Annotated in this window: 18 protein-coding genes and 1 riboswitch; of the genes, 6 read left to right on the forward strand and 12 right to left on the reverse strand. The window is 59.7% G+C overall.

The features are described 5' to 3' along the window. Window position 1 precedes the first annotated feature (1 nt). A riboswitch (SAM-SAH riboswitch) is annotated at window positions 2-52 on the reverse strand. Window positions 53-89: 37 nt separating this feature from the next. From lnt to miaB, 7 genes are all read right to left on the reverse strand, one after another. Then, a complete protein-coding gene (gene lnt, locus J5Y17_RS12965) occupies window positions 90-1,604 on the reverse strand; it encodes an apolipoprotein N-acyltransferase (RefSeq protein WP_219785676.1) in 1,515 nt (504 codons plus the stop codon). A gap of 3 nt (window positions 1,605-1,607) precedes the next feature. Next, window positions 1,608-2,543, reverse strand: coding sequence for a transporter associated domain-containing protein (locus tag J5Y17_RS12970; protein WP_219785677.1), 936 nt, complete (start codon window positions 2,541-2,543; stop codon window positions 1,608-1,610). A gap of 42 nt (window positions 2,544-2,585) precedes the next feature. Continuing rightward, the gene (ybeY, locus tag J5Y17_RS12975) at window positions 2,586-3,074 is read right to left on the reverse strand and encodes an rRNA maturation RNase YbeY (protein WP_219785678.1); all 489 of its coding nucleotides are present in this window, start codon (window positions 3,072-3,074) and stop codon (window positions 2,586-2,588) included. A gap of 15 nt (window positions 3,075-3,089) precedes the next feature. Continuing rightward, window positions 3,090-4,100, reverse strand: a complete 1,011-nt coding sequence (locus tag J5Y17_RS12980; protein ID WP_219785679.1) for a PhoH family protein — start codon at window positions 4,098-4,100, stop codon at window positions 3,090-3,092. Window positions 4,101-4,323: 223 nt separating this feature from the next. After that, entirely contained in the window at window positions 4,324-4,653 is a 330-nt protein-coding gene (locus J5Y17_RS12985; RefSeq protein WP_219785680.1) for a hypothetical protein, read from the reverse strand. 11 nt (window positions 4,654-4,664) lie between these two features. Next, a complete protein-coding gene (locus J5Y17_RS12990) occupies window positions 4,665-5,180 on the reverse strand; it encodes an OmpA family protein (RefSeq protein WP_219785740.1) in 516 nt (171 codons plus the stop codon). Window positions 5,181-5,488: 308 nt separating this feature from the next. Further along, complete coding sequence (miaB, locus tag J5Y17_RS12995; RefSeq protein WP_219785681.1) at window positions 5,489-6,826, reverse strand: tRNA (N6-isopentenyl adenosine(37)-C2)-methylthiotransferase MiaB; 1,338 nt, start codon at window positions 6,824-6,826, stop codon at window positions 5,489-5,491. Window positions 6,827-7,057: 231 nt separating this feature from the next. On the opposite strand from miaB, the gene J5Y17_RS13000 reads away from it, so the two are divergent. From J5Y17_RS13000 to J5Y17_RS13010, 3 genes are all read left to right on the forward strand, one after another. Next, complete coding sequence (locus J5Y17_RS13000) at window positions 7,058-7,921, forward strand: glycosyltransferase family 2 protein (RefSeq protein WP_219785682.1); 864 nt, start codon at window positions 7,058-7,060, stop codon at window positions 7,919-7,921. A gap of 243 nt (window positions 7,922-8,164) precedes the next feature. After that, a complete protein-coding gene (locus tag J5Y17_RS13005; protein ID WP_219785683.1) occupies window positions 8,165-8,593 on the forward strand; it encodes a peptidylprolyl isomerase in 429 nt (142 codons plus the stop codon). A 111-nt stretch (window positions 8,594-8,704) separates the two neighbouring features. Further along, window positions 8,705-9,196: a hypothetical protein gene (locus J5Y17_RS13010; RefSeq protein ID WP_219785684.1), complete on the forward strand. Its 492-nt coding sequence runs from the start codon at window positions 8,705-8,707 to the stop codon at window positions 9,194-9,196. On the opposite strand, the gene J5Y17_RS13015 is transcribed toward J5Y17_RS13010, so the two are convergent. From J5Y17_RS13015 to irrA, 5 genes are all read right to left on the reverse strand, one after another. Then, window positions 9,177-9,788, reverse strand: coding sequence for a DNA-3-methyladenine glycosylase I (locus tag J5Y17_RS13015; RefSeq protein ID WP_219785685.1), 612 nt, complete (start codon window positions 9,786-9,788; stop codon window positions 9,177-9,179). The genes J5Y17_RS13010 and J5Y17_RS13015 overlap by 20 nt on opposite strands. 3 nt (window positions 9,789-9,791) lie before the next feature. Further along, a complete protein-coding gene (locus J5Y17_RS13020; RefSeq protein WP_219785686.1) occupies window positions 9,792-10,076 on the reverse strand; it encodes a YciI family protein in 285 nt (94 codons plus the stop codon). 9 nt (window positions 10,077-10,085) lie between these two features. Then, entirely contained in the window at window positions 10,086-10,667 is a 582-nt protein-coding gene (locus tag J5Y17_RS13025; RefSeq protein ID WP_219785687.1) for a TetR/AcrR family transcriptional regulator, read from the reverse strand. Between the two features lie 84 nt (window positions 10,668-10,751). Beyond that, a complete protein-coding gene (locus J5Y17_RS13030) occupies window positions 10,752-11,084 on the reverse strand; it encodes a hypothetical protein (protein ID WP_219785688.1) in 333 nt (110 codons plus the stop codon). 23 nt (window positions 11,085-11,107) lie between these two features. Beyond that, entirely contained in the window at window positions 11,108-11,542 is a 435-nt protein-coding gene (gene irrA, locus J5Y17_RS13035; protein ID WP_219785689.1) for an iron response transcriptional regulator IrrA, read from the reverse strand. A gap of 219 nt (window positions 11,543-11,761) precedes the next feature. On the opposite strand from irrA, the gene fabA reads away from it, so the two are divergent. From fabA to J5Y17_RS13050, 3 genes are read left to right on the forward strand one after another with little or no spacing between them, the layout of a single operon-like run. Continuing rightward, a complete protein-coding gene (fabA, locus tag J5Y17_RS13040) occupies window positions 11,762-12,271 on the forward strand; it encodes a bifunctional 3-hydroxydecanoyl-ACP dehydratase/trans-2-decenoyl-ACP isomerase (protein WP_219785690.1) in 510 nt (169 codons plus the stop codon). A gap of 40 nt (window positions 12,272-12,311) precedes the next feature. Further along, window positions 12,312-13,541: a beta-ketoacyl-ACP synthase I gene (gene fabB / locus J5Y17_RS13045; protein WP_219785691.1), complete on the forward strand. Its 1,230-nt coding sequence runs from the start codon at window positions 12,312-12,314 to the stop codon at window positions 13,539-13,541. Window positions 13,542-13,550: 9 nt separating this feature from the next. Then, entirely contained in the window at window positions 13,551-14,339 is a 789-nt protein-coding gene (locus tag J5Y17_RS13050; RefSeq protein WP_219785692.1) for an enoyl-ACP reductase, read from the forward strand.

Consider the following 14,339-nt stretch of genomic DNA (forward strand, 5'->3'; position numbering starts at 1 on the left):
GTGCTCCATTAGATTATGTCGCCCACACGTCAGGAAGCCGTTGTGTGGGCCGTTGATTAGAATGCGATATAGTCGCTCGCGTCAGAGGGTCAATCGGTTTTTCTGGCGGACCCCATCCGCGTTCTTGCCCATCCAGCTATCACCAGGAGGGTTAACAAAGCCCAAACAGGACCTTCTTTGAGGCGCAGATACGGGGTCTCAGAGAGCTTGCCGGGCAGAGGTGCCGTGAAGGCGCCAGAGGTGCCCAGAGGGATCTGCGCCAAGACCTCGCCACGCGCATTGATCAGCGCGGAGACGCCGGTGTTGGCCCCGCGCACCATCGGCAATCCCGTCTCGATCGCCCGGAACCGCGCCTGTGCAAGCGCTTGTTGCGGACCGGAAAAAGTGCCGAACCATGCGTCATTTGTCATCTGTAAAAGCCAATCGGGACGGGTTTCGGTGCGCAGATCGCGCGGGAAAATGGCCTCGTAGCAAATCAGCGGCAAGGCCTGTCCCAAGGCGCCCGCATCGAACAGCTGCGGCCCCGGACCAGCGGAATAGCCGTAGCCATTCTTCGCCGTGAACGCCCGCAGCCCGATACGCTCCAACAGCCACGGCAACGGCATGTATTCCCCGAAGGGCACGAGGTGATGTTTGTCGTAGCTTTCGATCACCTGCCCCGCCTCATCGAGGTGGATGGCGCTGTTATAGCCCTGCATCCCATCGACTCGGTTGAGGCCAACGATGGCGCGCGCGGGCGCGGCGACTTCGGCAATCTCGCGCAGGTAGGGACCGGCGGCGTAGAGCGGGGCTGCGACGGAGGTCTCGGGCCAAATCACCAGATCGGCGGGGGCTTCGGAGGCATCGGGCGCGGTCAGATCGAGCGCGCGATTGTAGAAGACAGGGATGTAATCCGGGTCCCATTTGAGATGCTGCGGCGCGTTGGGCTGAACCACACGGATGTTATGCGCTGCATTCGGGGGCATCGGTTGCGACAGGCGGTAGGCGCCGCCGATCCAAGTGGCTATGAAACAGACGACTGCCAACACCGCCATTTTGCGGGAGCGCGCCAGCACCGCATGGGCCAAAAGCGCGGCATAGGCGAAACTCAACGCGGTGAGCGCATAGGGACCGATGAAGGCGGACAGCTGCGCGATGGGGGTGTCGAGCCAGATGTAGCCGGGCATGGCCCACGGAAACCCAGTAAAGACGTGCCCGCGCGCCAACTCCATAAGCCCCCAGAACGCGGCCAATCCCGGCAGACCGGTTTTGAGTCTTTTTGCCAAGTAGAAGGCCAAGGCCCAAAACAGCGCCAGACCGCCCGCCATCAAAAACAGCGCGAAGGGGATCATCCAGCCGTGCCGCCATGGCTCGACGAGAAACGGGTTCACGATCCAGCTGAGCGAGATCAGAAATGTCGACAGGCCCACAAGCCAGCCGCGCAGGGCGGCTTGGCCGGGGGTCAACGCCATGCGCCAACTGATCGCCGCCATGGTGAGGCCGATCAAGGCCACCGGCCAAAAGCCCAACGGCGCCTGTCCAGCGGCGATCAACACACCGCCGCTGAGCGCAAAGGCCCGCGGCGGCGTGATCAGGCGCCGCAAGCGGGGCCGGCGTTGCGTCATGTGTTAGGCCTCGGTCTTGGGTTTGACGGCGGAGGGCAGACGCACGCGGATGCGCTTGATCCGACGCGGGTCGGCGTCGATGATCTCGAACTCCGCGCCAGAATCATGCGGGATCACCTCGCCACGCGCGGGCACGCGGCCCGAGAGCAGAAAGACCAAGCCGCCGAGCGTGTCGATTTCCTCGTCTTCTTCCTCATCGGCAAGACGCAAGCCAATGGCGGCCTCGAACTCGTCGAGCGGCGCTTTGGCCTGAGCGATAAAGACGCCGGGCGCGCTCTGGGTCCAGAACACATCTTCGTCGATGTCGTGTTCATCCTCGATCTCGCCGATCACCTGTTCGACCAGATCCTCGAGCGTCACCAAGCCATCCACGCCGCCGTATTCGTCGATCACCAAGGCCATATGCATCCGATCCGACTGCATCTTTTGCAGCAGGATGCCGATGGGCATTGAGGGCGGCGCGTAGATCAGCGGGCGCAGCATTTTCTTGAGGTTGAAGCGATCCGCGCCCTTGCCGTTGAACCCGTGCTGAAGCGCAAAGTCTTTCAGGTGCACGAGGCCCACGGGCGTGTCGAGCGTGCCCTTGTAGACCGGCAGGCGGGTCATGCCGCTTTCGCGGAAGACCTGAACCAGATCGTCTTTTCGGATGTCGGAAGGAACGGCGACGATTTCGGCTTTCGGCACGGCCACGTCATCCACGCGCATACGGCGTAGATTGACCATACCCGGCCGCTGCGCAGGCGGAACCTGTGCGGCGGGGGCCGGTGTGTCGGCAATCGTCGGGGTTTTAACGGGTTTGGAGGAAAACGCCGCCTTGATGCGCTCGAACCAACCTTCGGATTTGACACCTGTGTTGGTCGAATGGCTCTGCGTTTTACTTATGGGGTCCGTTGGCGCGCTCTGCGCTGCCATAGAAGACCCAGGCTCGGTATCGCCCATGCGTCCTTTCCAATATGAACCGGCCCAAACACGGCCGTTCGCTTAATATGGGTCTTCTATCCCCATAGTTGCAAGTATTTCGACCTCTGTGCCTTCCATAATTTCGGCGTCATCGTCGGAAATGTGATCATAACCCAACAGATGCAACAGGCCATGAACGATCAGATGCGTGACATGATCAGACATAGGCTTGTCGGCCTCTGCGGCCTCGTGCGCGCAGGTGTCATAGGAAATCGCGATGTCGCCCAGCTCGATGGTGCCGTCGAAATCCTCCTCCGGCAGCGGCGGACGTGCGCCGGGCGTGGCACGTTCCTCGGCGGGCCAGGACAACACGTTGGTCGCTTTGTCCTTTTCACGAAAATCCGCGTTCAGCACTTTGATCCGGTCATCGTCACAGGCCAGCACGGAACCTTCGCACAGCTCGGCCTCTAAGCCCAAATGCGAACAGAGCGCCGCAAATGCGCGCTCTGTCAGTTGGTCCAATCCCGCCTCAACCCAGCGCGGGTCTTCGATGATCACGTCCACGGCCACGGGGCCCACCTGCGGTTATTGTGCTTCGTCCGCTTCATAGGCCTCGATGATCGCCGCGACAAGCGGGTGACGCACGACGTCTTTCGACGAGAAGTAGTTGAACGAGATGTTCGGCACGCCTGCAAGGATGCGCTCGGCATCGCGCAGACCCGATTGCACGCCGCGCGGCAAATCGACCTGAGAACGGTCGCCGGTGATCACCATGCGCGAGCCTTCGCCCAGACGGGTCAGGAACATTTTCATCTGCATGGTGGTGGCGTTTTGTGCCTCGTCCAAAACCACGAAGGCACGCGACAGCGTCCGGCCCCGCATAAAGGCCAAGGGCGCGATCTCGATGGTCTTTTCCTCGCGCATTTTCTGCACCTGCTTGGCGGGCAGGAAGTCATTCAGCGCGTCATACAAGGGCTGCATGTAGGGATCGACCTTCTCGTCCTGCGTGCCGGGCAAAAAGCCCAGACGCTCGCCGGCCTCCACAGCAGGACGTGACAGGATCATCTTGTCGACATGGCCGTTGATCAGCATGTTCACGCCCACCGCCACCGCGAGATAGGTCTTGCCGGTACCCGCGGGCCCGATGCCAAAGGCCAGCTCGTTTTTGAACAGGTTCTGCACATAGGTCTTTTGCGCCTCTGTGCGGGGCTCCACGAGTTTCTTGCGGGTCTTGATCTCGACCTCGCCACCGCGGAACATTTCCATCTGATCGCCCGGCAGACCTTTGTCCGCTGCGGTCTCCCCCATGCGGATCATACCGTCGATGTCACCCGGTTCGATTTCACGTCCGGCTTCGAGTTTACCGTAAAGCTCTTGCAAGACAGAGGCTGCGCGACCACGGGCTGAGCCTGTGCCCATGACGGAGAGCATGTTGCCTCGTCGGACGATCTGGACTTCGAGCTTATGCTCGATCTGAGCGAGGTTTCGGTCGAATTCACCGCACAGGTCAATCAGCAACCTGTTGTCATGGAATTCAAGAAGCGTTTCGTGGACTGCGTCCTGCGATTTCGGGGGTGTCAACGCGCTCAGGCCCAAATATGTCTCTCCGGTTATGGTCCGACTCTGGTGATGGTTCCTAGCTTCATGGTGCCAAGGGATTGCGGTTCTGGCAAGCGGGGACACAAAATCTTCGCAAATGGCCCTTCGAAGACACGCCCGCACCTTGGTCACTTGCACAAAAAATAAGCACCCGACTGCACGCAGACAAACGGCCACTCACAAGGAATGGCCGTTCAAATTTCGCAAGTCCTAACCGGCTTTAGACCGGATCGGGGAAGGTCGAACCGTCTTTATACGGCCCAATCGCCGTGTTGGGTTCCGCAACACCGGAACAGACCGGCTTGCCGTATTTGTCGACGCGCGGGGAAAGATAACCCTCAACACCGTCATCGATGATCCAGTGATCACAGCCCACCGGATCAATCCAGATGCCCGCAACCAGAGTGGACAAGTGCTTGCTGTCGAATCCACGGTCCACGGTCTTGTCGGTTTTATGCGATTCGTAGCCCGACTCGCCCATCATCGCCTCGGTGCAGGCGGTGGTGGAGCCGAGCACGGCGAGAAGGGCGATGGATTTCAGAACGTTCATCGTGTCTCTCCTCACTTAATGCAGATGATTTCGACGCGGCGGTTTTGCTGCATGCCGGCGGCGGTCGCGTTTGACGCTTTCGGCATCCGTTCGCCGTAGCCACGCACGTCGGCGATGCGCGCACCAGTGCCTTGCGCAATCTTGGCCACCGCATTGGCGCGGTTGTAGCTCAGACGCATGTTGTATTCGTCAGAGGCGCGGCTGTCGGTATGACCGATGATGATATAGGCTGTGGCATTCGCCTGAGCGAAGAAATCCGTGAGGCGTTTGCGACCTGCGGCGGAAATCGCATATTTGTCGGTGGCAAACAGCTGGTCTGAATTCATCACCGCACAGCTTTCCACCGGGTGACAGGTCGGCTTGCCCTGACGGTCCACTTTAAGGTCCATATAGCCCTCAACACCGTCGTCCATGACCCAATGTTCACAGCCATCCGGATCAATCCAAATGGTCGGAACATAGCGCTCGCCATTCACCGTTCCGGGCACCATTTGCGCCTGAACCGGTGCTGTGGCAAAGGTTGCCATTGCCAAACCAAGGCTCGCTGCGAAAGCAAACCCGATGCGGCCTTTTCTGAGAAATTCGATGGTCACGTTCGCTGTCCCCCAAATGTTCGCGTTTTCGGGCCGCTCATACCAAATGCGCTCCGGCAACCACTGCCCGCGCCCTACTCACCACTATTGAGGTAAAGGGATAACAAACTTTGGAGGCAAGTGAAGAAAAATAACGAGACATTGTGCAGGATTTCCAAACGAAATCATGCATTTCCCAGAATTGTTGACGCCTTGGGCATCAGCCGGAGAAAAAACCAATGCCTCTCAGGAAGCGCCCCGCCTCAGCGCAGCAGAACACCGCCCAAGGAATTCGGGCCGCTTTCAACGATTCTCACGCGTTTGATCTCGCCCACCGCGACATCGTCCGTGACATGAACCGCATGAAGATAGTCAGATTTCCCGACCATCTGGCCCGGCAGGCGCCCCTTGCGTTCAAAGAGCACAGAAACCTCGCGTCCGACCATCGAGTCCTGAAACGCACGTTGTTGTTCGGTGATCAGTTCCTGCAACCGATAGAGCCGCTCAGAGGCCACTTCGGGGTCAACCATTTTGGCTTCTTTCTCGGCGGCGGGCGTGCCCGGACGCGGCGAGTATTTGAACGAGAACGCGGAGCCATAGCCCACTTCGCGCACGAGGCTCATCGTATCCTCGAAATCCTGATCCGTCTCCCCGGGGAAGCCGACAATGAAGTCACCGGACATGGCGATGTCAGGTCGCGCGGCGCGGATGCGCTCGATCAGGCGGAGATACTCCTCGGCAGTATGCTTGCGGTTCATCGCCTTGAGAATTTTATTCGACCCGGACTGCACCGGAAGATGCAGGTAGGGCATGAGCTTGTCGCAATCGCCATGGGCGGCGATCAGGTCGTCTTCCATGTCGTTCGGGTGGGACGTGGTGAAGCGGATGCGCTCCAGCCCGTCGACCTTTGCCAGTTCGCGGATCAGGCGCGCAAGGCCCCAAGTGCCGCCTTCGCCCGCACCGTGGTAGGCGTTGACGTTCTGGCCCAGCAGAGTGATTTCGCGCACGCCACGCTCCACCAAATCACGCGCTTCATCGAGCACGCGGGCGACCGGACGCGACACTTCGGCGCCACGCGTGTAGGGCACAACGCAGAAAGCGCAGAATTTGTCACAACCTTCCTGCACAGTCAAAAACGCCGCCGGGGCGCGTTTTGCTTTGGGCCGGGATTTCAGCTTTTCGAACTTGTCTTCCTCGGGGAAATCCGTGTCGAGCGCCTTTTCGCCCTGCCCCGCCTTGGCCTCAAGCTCAGGCAGTCGGTGATAGGACTGCGGGCCGACCACAAGGTCCACCATCGGCTGACGCTTGATGATCTCTTCGCCCTCGGCTTGGGCCACACAGCCCGCCACGCCGATTTTGAGATCGGGATTGGCGATCTTGAGGTCCTTGTAACGGCCCAACTCGGAATAGACCTTTTCGGCCGCCTTTTCACGGATGTGACAGGTGTTCAAAAGGATCATATCCGCCTCTTCCGGCGAGGAGACCTCGGTATAGCCCGACCCGCCCAGCGCCTCGGCCATGCGTTCACTGTCGTAAACATTCATCTGGCAACCATAGGTCTTGATGAACAGCTTTTTGGTGTTGCTCGGTGTCTCGGCCATGAGGAAGGGTCCACGAATGCTGGGAATTAAGGCGCTTCTCTATCGCATGCGCTGCGATGGATCAAACGGGTTTTGCCCTGAGAGAACAGATGCGCCAAAGGCATTTCTCTGCGACGCATAAGCGACCGGCGGGAAAACAGGCGACAAGACTGTTTCCACACGCCTTGCAATCCCCTGCCCTTCATGCATTTTTTACCCGAAACGGGGACATTCCCCCGACAAAGGATTTTCATGCGCTACGACAGCCTCGACACATTTCTCAAAGACGGCAAAGAGGCCCTTTTGAAAGGGCCGATTGCGATGATTTTTGCCGAGGATCTGGTCGAGGTCGACACGACGCTTCGCCATCATTTGTCCTTGGGGTTCAAACACGTGCTGCTCTTCGCCCCTGACGAAGTGCGTCTGCCCGAAGGGTTGGAGGCGAAAATCCATCGCATCCGCTACGCCACTCGCGCGCCAAATATGCTGTCAGAGGCCGTAAACCGGATGATCGAGGCAGCGCCGGAAATTTGGATGTATTACTGCTACAACGCGGAATACCTGTTCTTTCCGTTCTGCGAGACGCGCACGATCACCGATATGGTGACCTTTCACACCGAAGAACGCCGCGACGCGATGCTTTGCTATGTCGCCGATCTTTATGCCGAGGACCTGAGCGCACATCCGAATGCGGTCTCTCTGGAGAACGCGCACCTCGACCGCTCTGGCTATTACGCGCTTGGGCGCCCTGACGCGCAGGGGCATCCAAAAGAGCGGCAACTCGACTTTTTCGGCGGCCTTCGGTGGCGGTTCGAAGAGCACATGCCTCCGCATCGCCGCCGCATCGACCGTATCGCGATTTTCAAGGCGAAGAAGGGCCTGCGCCTCAGCGAGGAACATCTGTTCAACGACGAGGAATACAACACCTACGCCTGCCCCTGGCATCACAACCTGACCGCCACCATCGCGTCGTTCCGCACCGCAAAAGCGCTGAAAAGCAACGCGGGCTCGACCTTCGACATCCAGAATTTCATGTGGCATAACTCGACCGAGTTCGAATGGCATAGCCAGCAGTTGCTGGATCTGGGGCTGATGGAACCGGGACAGTGGTTCTAGGCGACTTTTCTACGAAAAGTCGCACCGCACCATCAAAAAGCGCAGCGTTTCAAAAACTCCGCATGTGAGGCAGCGTTTTCCCCGAAAACGCGTTCACATGCGATTGGTTCTACGTCTTTTACGGCTTTTTCCTGCCATCGGGTTGCATTTCACAGATCACCGCCTATCCTCTCGCGCAATCGTCATTGGGCACCCGCGAAGGCGCGGCCCCAAAAACTCACCCCGAACAGTTAGGACACCTTCATGACCGAAGTTAAATCGGGCGACAAAGTACGCATTCACTACACCGGCACGCTGGCGGACGGCACCGTCTTTGACAGCTCCGAAGGCCGTGACCCGCTGGAATTCACCGTTGGCTCCGGCCAGATCATTCCGGGCATGGACAAGCACCTGCCGGGCATGACCGTGGGCGAAAAGAAAACCATCGTCGCCGTCGCCGACGAGGCCTATGGCCAGCGTCACCCCGACGCCCAACAAGCCGTACCGCGCGCGCAAATCCCGGCGGAGATTCCGCTCGAAGTTGGTCTTCAGCTTCAGATGCAGTCGCCGCAGGGCCAAGTGATCCCCGTCACCGTCGTCGAAGTGACCGACGAAGAAGTGACGCTGGACGCCAACCACCGTCTGGCAGGCGAAGACCTGACCTTTGCCATCGAGTTGGTCGAAATCGTCTGAGGCCAAACGCCTCCGGCGGGAGTATTTTCGCCAAGAAGAAAACAGGGCGGCGCGCAGTTGGCGGGCCGCCTTTTTCATTGATCATAAGCCTGTTTGGCGTCAAATGGCGACATGACTTCAGAGTTCGCCTCAGACTGTTCCAACTGCGCCGCGCTATGCTGCATGGCTTTGGCGTTCGATGAAGGCGAGATGTTTGGTCATGACAAGCCTGCGGGGCTGCCCTGCCATCGGCTGGACCGGATGTCCTGTTCCATTCATGAAGATCTAGAGGTGAAAGGCTATCGGGGTTGCGTCGCCTTTGAGTGTCTCGGCGCCGGTCAGCGCGTGACCGCAATGTTTTCCGAGAATTGGCGCCGTGATCCAGCCCTGACGACGCCGATGATGAATGCCTTTCGCGCCATGCGGTCAGTGCAGGAGTTACATCAGATGATGCTGGCGGCGCGCGCCTTGCCTTTGCCCGATGAGAAACTTGGCGAACTCACGGCATGGGGGGAAACCCTTGAGGGCGCGAAAACTGACATCGAGAGCCTGACTTCTTTCGACACAAAACCAGCGCGTGACTGGCTCAAAAGCCTCGCGCCTTTTATTTCACGGGCGGAGTGAAAGCGGCGCGTTCGGCCTCGACCTTTGCATGATGCGCGCAGTCCGGGTGATGGTCATTTACCAGTCCCATCGCCTGCATGAATGCATAGCAGGTGGTCGGCCCGACAAAGTTCCACCCGCGCTTTTTCAAGTCTTTCGACAGGCGTTTGGAGATTTCGGTGACCGAAGGTACGCCTTCGATGTGACGCGCCTCTTCGCGGCCCTCATAGGTCCAGAAAAAGGCCGCGAGACTGCCGAACTCTTGCTGCATCTCGATGGCGCGGGCGGCGTTGTTGATCGTGGCCGCGATCTTGCCACGGTGACGCACGATGCCTTTGTCTTGCAACAGGCGCTCGATGTCGGCTTGGCCGAAGGCGGCGACCTTGTGGAAAGCAAAGCCCTCGAAAGCGGCGCGGAAGTTGTCGCGCTTTTGCAGGATCGTCCACCACGACAGACCGGACTGAAATCCTTCGAGACAGATTTTCTCAAACAGGCGTTGATCCTCAGAGACCGGATACCCCCATTCCTCGTCGTGGTAACGAATGTAGTCCGGATGGCTGGCGCACCAAGAACAGCGGCTTTGCCCATCAGGGCCTTCGAAGAGGTTCGACATGGCTTATCCTTTCAACGCCTCCAGGCCCGGCGCAAGGCGTCCGGGCGTGACCTCAAGCAGCTCAGGCGTCACGACACCATGGATCACGAAAGGGTCTTCTGCCAAGACGGCTTCGGCGCGCGCCCGGTCCGGCACGGTCAGGATCACCGCCCCGCCCAATCCCGGCTGCAAACCGCCCGATAGCACGATCTCGCCACGCGCAAAGCCCGCGTCGAGCCAAGCGTTATGCCTGGCCATCCAGTCGGGCGCTTTGGCTTTGTCTCTGAATGTCAGAAATCCGATGAACATGGCGGGTCCTTATCCTTTTGAGCTGAGGGTCTCATCGAGCCATCCGGTGAAGTCGTCGACGTCTTGCCGAAGCTGTGTTTCGTCCTTGAAGGCAGCGGCCAGTGTGGCGATGCCCTGCGCCAGCATCATGGCGTGATGCGCCAAAGCGCGGGCGCGGTCGGGGACAAACCCGGCGGCCTGAAACTGTGCCTCCAGCCAGTCGAGAAACAGGGTAAACACCTCCGCCGCGCGGGGGGCGGCGATGTGATCGAGCTTGGCCAATTCCGTGCTGAGCGTGCCGACCGGACAGCCAAACGCCATGATCTTGGCGCGGTTGGCGATCAGCATCTGCACGAAAGAGACGATCCGATCCCGTGGCGTGCCGCCGTCCCGCTGCCACTGCGCCAGCATCTCGCGGGTGCGCGTCAGGCGGCGTTCGATCACCGCCTCCAGGATCGCATCCTTGCTTTGGAAATGGTGATAGAAATTGCCGCGCGACAGGCCGACAGCCCCGGCAATATCGGCAAATGAACTAGCGCCAACGCCCTGTTCATAGAACAGCGTGTCAGCCGCTTCGACGATCTTTTGCCGTGTGTCTCCGTGTCGTGCCATCGCGGGGTCCTTGTTTGATACAAAATTAGGACAATCATCCTAGATTCGTCAAGGCCGCGCGATCGACCGGATCGCAGATCAAAACTATCGCGGATAGGCGCTCCAAAAGGCGGGCGGGGCGTCATCGGGATTGACGAGGCAGACCTGGCGGTCGGCGGTGTAGCCATAAGACGTGAGATAGACCGTCGTGTCGGCCAGATGTTCAAAGGCAACCACGTTCAAAGACGCAGATTCCGGCGCCGTTTGGCACCGCCCTACAACGAACCATGTCTCATCGGCCAGCAATTCACGATCCGTAAAGAACACATGGAATTGGTCGATCTCAGCGGCCTCATCGAAACGGACAGGCAAGGCGCCCTGCCCCATGCCCTGCGCGACACAAAGACCCGGCACCGCCGCGACCACGGCGCCGATCAACAGTCGGGTAAAACGTCTAAAAATCAGTGTTTGGCCTTCGGACGCAGGCGGATCACCACATCGACGGAGGCGATCTCCATGCCTTCGGGTGCGGCAGGCAGGCGTTCGATCTTGAGCTGTTCGGAAGGCGCATCGGTCAGCTCGCCATTGTCTTCCCAGAAGAAATGCGGGTGCTCGTCCATATTGGTGTCGAAATAGCTGCGGGTGCCGTCGACTGTGACCTCTTGCATCAGGCCAGCCTGACAAAAGGCGCGCAACGTGTTGTAGACCGTGGCCAGAGACACCTTTTCGCCGGCATCCTGCGCGGCCTCGAACAGGCTTTCGGCAGTCACATGGCGGTCGTGCCCATCGCCGACCAAAAGCGTGGCAAGGGCTACACGCTGACGGGTCGGGCGCACGCCGCCACCGGCCAACCAAGCCTCACCTCGGCGAATTTCTGTGTCTGCAATCTGGGTCATGTGCGTTCATTTCCTGGGTACAGAGGAGAATATAGGGGAAAAGGAATGCGAAATTCAATCGTAAATCCCTTACACGTTGGATCAAAACCCTTATATCCTGCGGTGTATCATGGCACGAAACCATGAACGCGACCTCTTCCTGTTGCCCTTGCACGCGCGGGGCGCCGGGTGATAGAGGGGGTGCGACCTAAAGATATGTGGGAGGCAGAGCGCAGAGCGATGGCAGACTATCCGACGAGCTTCACGAAAGAAGACCTTTTGAAATGCGCCGCAGGCGAGCTGTTCGGGCCGGGCAACGCCCAGCTTCCGGCGCCGCCGATGCTGATGATGGACCGCATCACGGAAATCTCCGGCGATGGCGGCGCGCATGGCAAAGGCCACGTGATCGCAGAATTCGATATCACGCCCGATCTGTGGTTCTTCGAATGCCACTTCCCCGGCAACCCGATCATGCCAGGCTGTCTCGGCCTCGATGGTCTGTGGCAGCTTACCGGATTTAACCTTGGCTGGCGCGGCTGGCAGGGGCGCGGGTACGCGCTTGGCGTTGGCGAAGTGAAACTCACCGGCATGGTTCGCCCGGATCGCAAAATGCTGACCTACAAGATCGACTTCACCAAAGCGATCCAGACCCGCCGCCTGACCATGGGTGTCGCGGACGGCATCGTCGAAGCCGACGGCGAAGTGATCTATCAGGTCAAGGATATGAAAGTCGCGCTGTCCGAGAGCTGATCTCAGGACACAGTCGAACTCAAACAAAAGGAATACGCCCATGCGTCGCGTCGTCGTCACAGGTCTCGGGATCGTCTCCTCCATCGGCACGAATGCCGAAGAAGTGCTTGCCTCTCTGAAAACGGGCAAATCTGGCATCACCGCCAATGAGGACATGAAGGAATACGGGTTCCGCTCGCAAATCGCGGGCGCCGTGGACATTGACATCAAGGAGCATGTCGACAAGCGTGCGCTGCGGTTCATGGGGCCGGGTGCGGCCTATGCCTATATCGCGATGAACCAGGCGATTGCGGACTCCGGCCTCGAAGAGAGCGATGTGATCAACCCGCGCACGGGTCTGATTGCGGGCTCGGGTGGTCCGTCCACCTCCGCCATGTTCACCGCGCACCAGTCTGTGCTCAAATCGATGTCCACCAAGCGCGTCGGGCCGTTTGCTGTTCCGAAATGCATGGGGTCGACGATCTCGGCAAACCTCGCGACGGCGTATCAGATCAAGGGCATCAACTACTCGATCACCTCGGCCTGTTCGACCTCCCTGCACTGCATCGGCAATGCCGCCGAGCAGATCATGATGGGCAAACAGGACGTCATGTTCGCGGGCGGTGGCGAGGAACTCGACTGGACCCTGTCCTGCCTGTTCGACGCCATGGGCGCGATGTCCTCCAAATATAACGACACGCCCGAGAAAGCCTCGCGCGCGTTTGATGCGAACCGCGATGGGTTCGTAATCTCCGGCGGCGGGGCCATTCTGGTGCTCGAAGAGCTGGAACACGCGAAAGCCCGTGGTGCGAAAATCTACGCCGAAGTGACCGGCTTTGCCGCCACTTCCGACGGCGCGGACATGGTGGCGCCCTCCGGCGAAGGCGGCGAGCGCGCGATGCGCCTGGCGCTCTCCACCCTCGAAGAGGGCCGCAAGGTCGGCTACATCAACGCGCATGGCACCTCGACGCCTGTGGGCGACGTGGGCGAGGTCGAAGCCGTCCGCCGCGTGTTCGGCGAAGGCCAGACCCCGGTGATTTCCTCGACGAAATCCATGACCGGCCACTCTCAGGGCGCCACCGGCGCGCAAGAGGCCGTCTATTGTTTGCTGGCGCTTCAGAACGATTTCATCATCCCCTCGATCAACGTCGAAACGCTTGATCCCGCGATCAACGAGGGTGAGATTGCCACCAAACTGGTGGAAAATGCGGGTCTCGACTCGGTGATGACCAACTCCTTTGGGTTCGGTGGCACCAACGGCTCGATGATCCTGTCGAAATATCTGGGGTAAGAGACACAGATGGCTGATCTTCTCAAAGGCAAACGCGGGCTCGTGATGGGCGTCGCCAATGAGCGCTCCATTGCCTGGGGCATCGCGAAGGCCTGCGCCGATGAGGGCGCGGAGCTGGCGTTTACCTATCAGGGCGAGGCCTTTGGCAAACGCCTTGAACCGCTCGCCACCTCCGTTGGTTCCGACACGATGGTCGATGTCGATGTCACCAACCCGGAGCAAATGGACGCGGCTTTTGCGGCGCTCAAAGACAAATGGGGCAAGCTCGATTTCGTCGTCCACGCCATTGCCTATTCGGACAAATCCGAACTGACGGGCCGGTTCCGCGACACCACCGAGGCGAATTTCAAGAACTCGCTGCACATCTCGTGTTTCAGCTTCATCGACGTCGCCAAACGCGCGTCCGAGTTGATGACCGAGGGCGGCACTTTGATGACGCTGACCTTTGAAGGCTCGAACATGGTCGTGCCGAATTACAACGTGATGGGCGTGGCCAAGGCGGCGCTGGAGTCCTCCGTGCGCTACCTCGCCAACGATCTCGGCCCCGAGGGCATCCGCGTCAACGCGATCTCCCCCGGCCCGATGAAAACGCTCGCAGGCTCCGCCATCGGCGGCGCGCGCCGGACGTATAAGCACGCCGAACAAAACGCGCCGATGCAGTCCAACGCGACGCTCGAAGCGGTGGGCGCCACGGCGGTCTATCTGGCCTCTGACGGCGGGGCTTTCACCACCGGCGAGATCATCCGCGTCGATGGCGGCTATCACATCATGGGCATGCCCCGGATCGAAAACATCTGA

Source organism: Celeribacter sp. PS-C1 (assembly GCF_019429625.1).
Classification (GTDB): Bacteria; Pseudomonadota; Alphaproteobacteria; order Rhodobacterales; family Rhodobacteraceae; genus Celeribacter.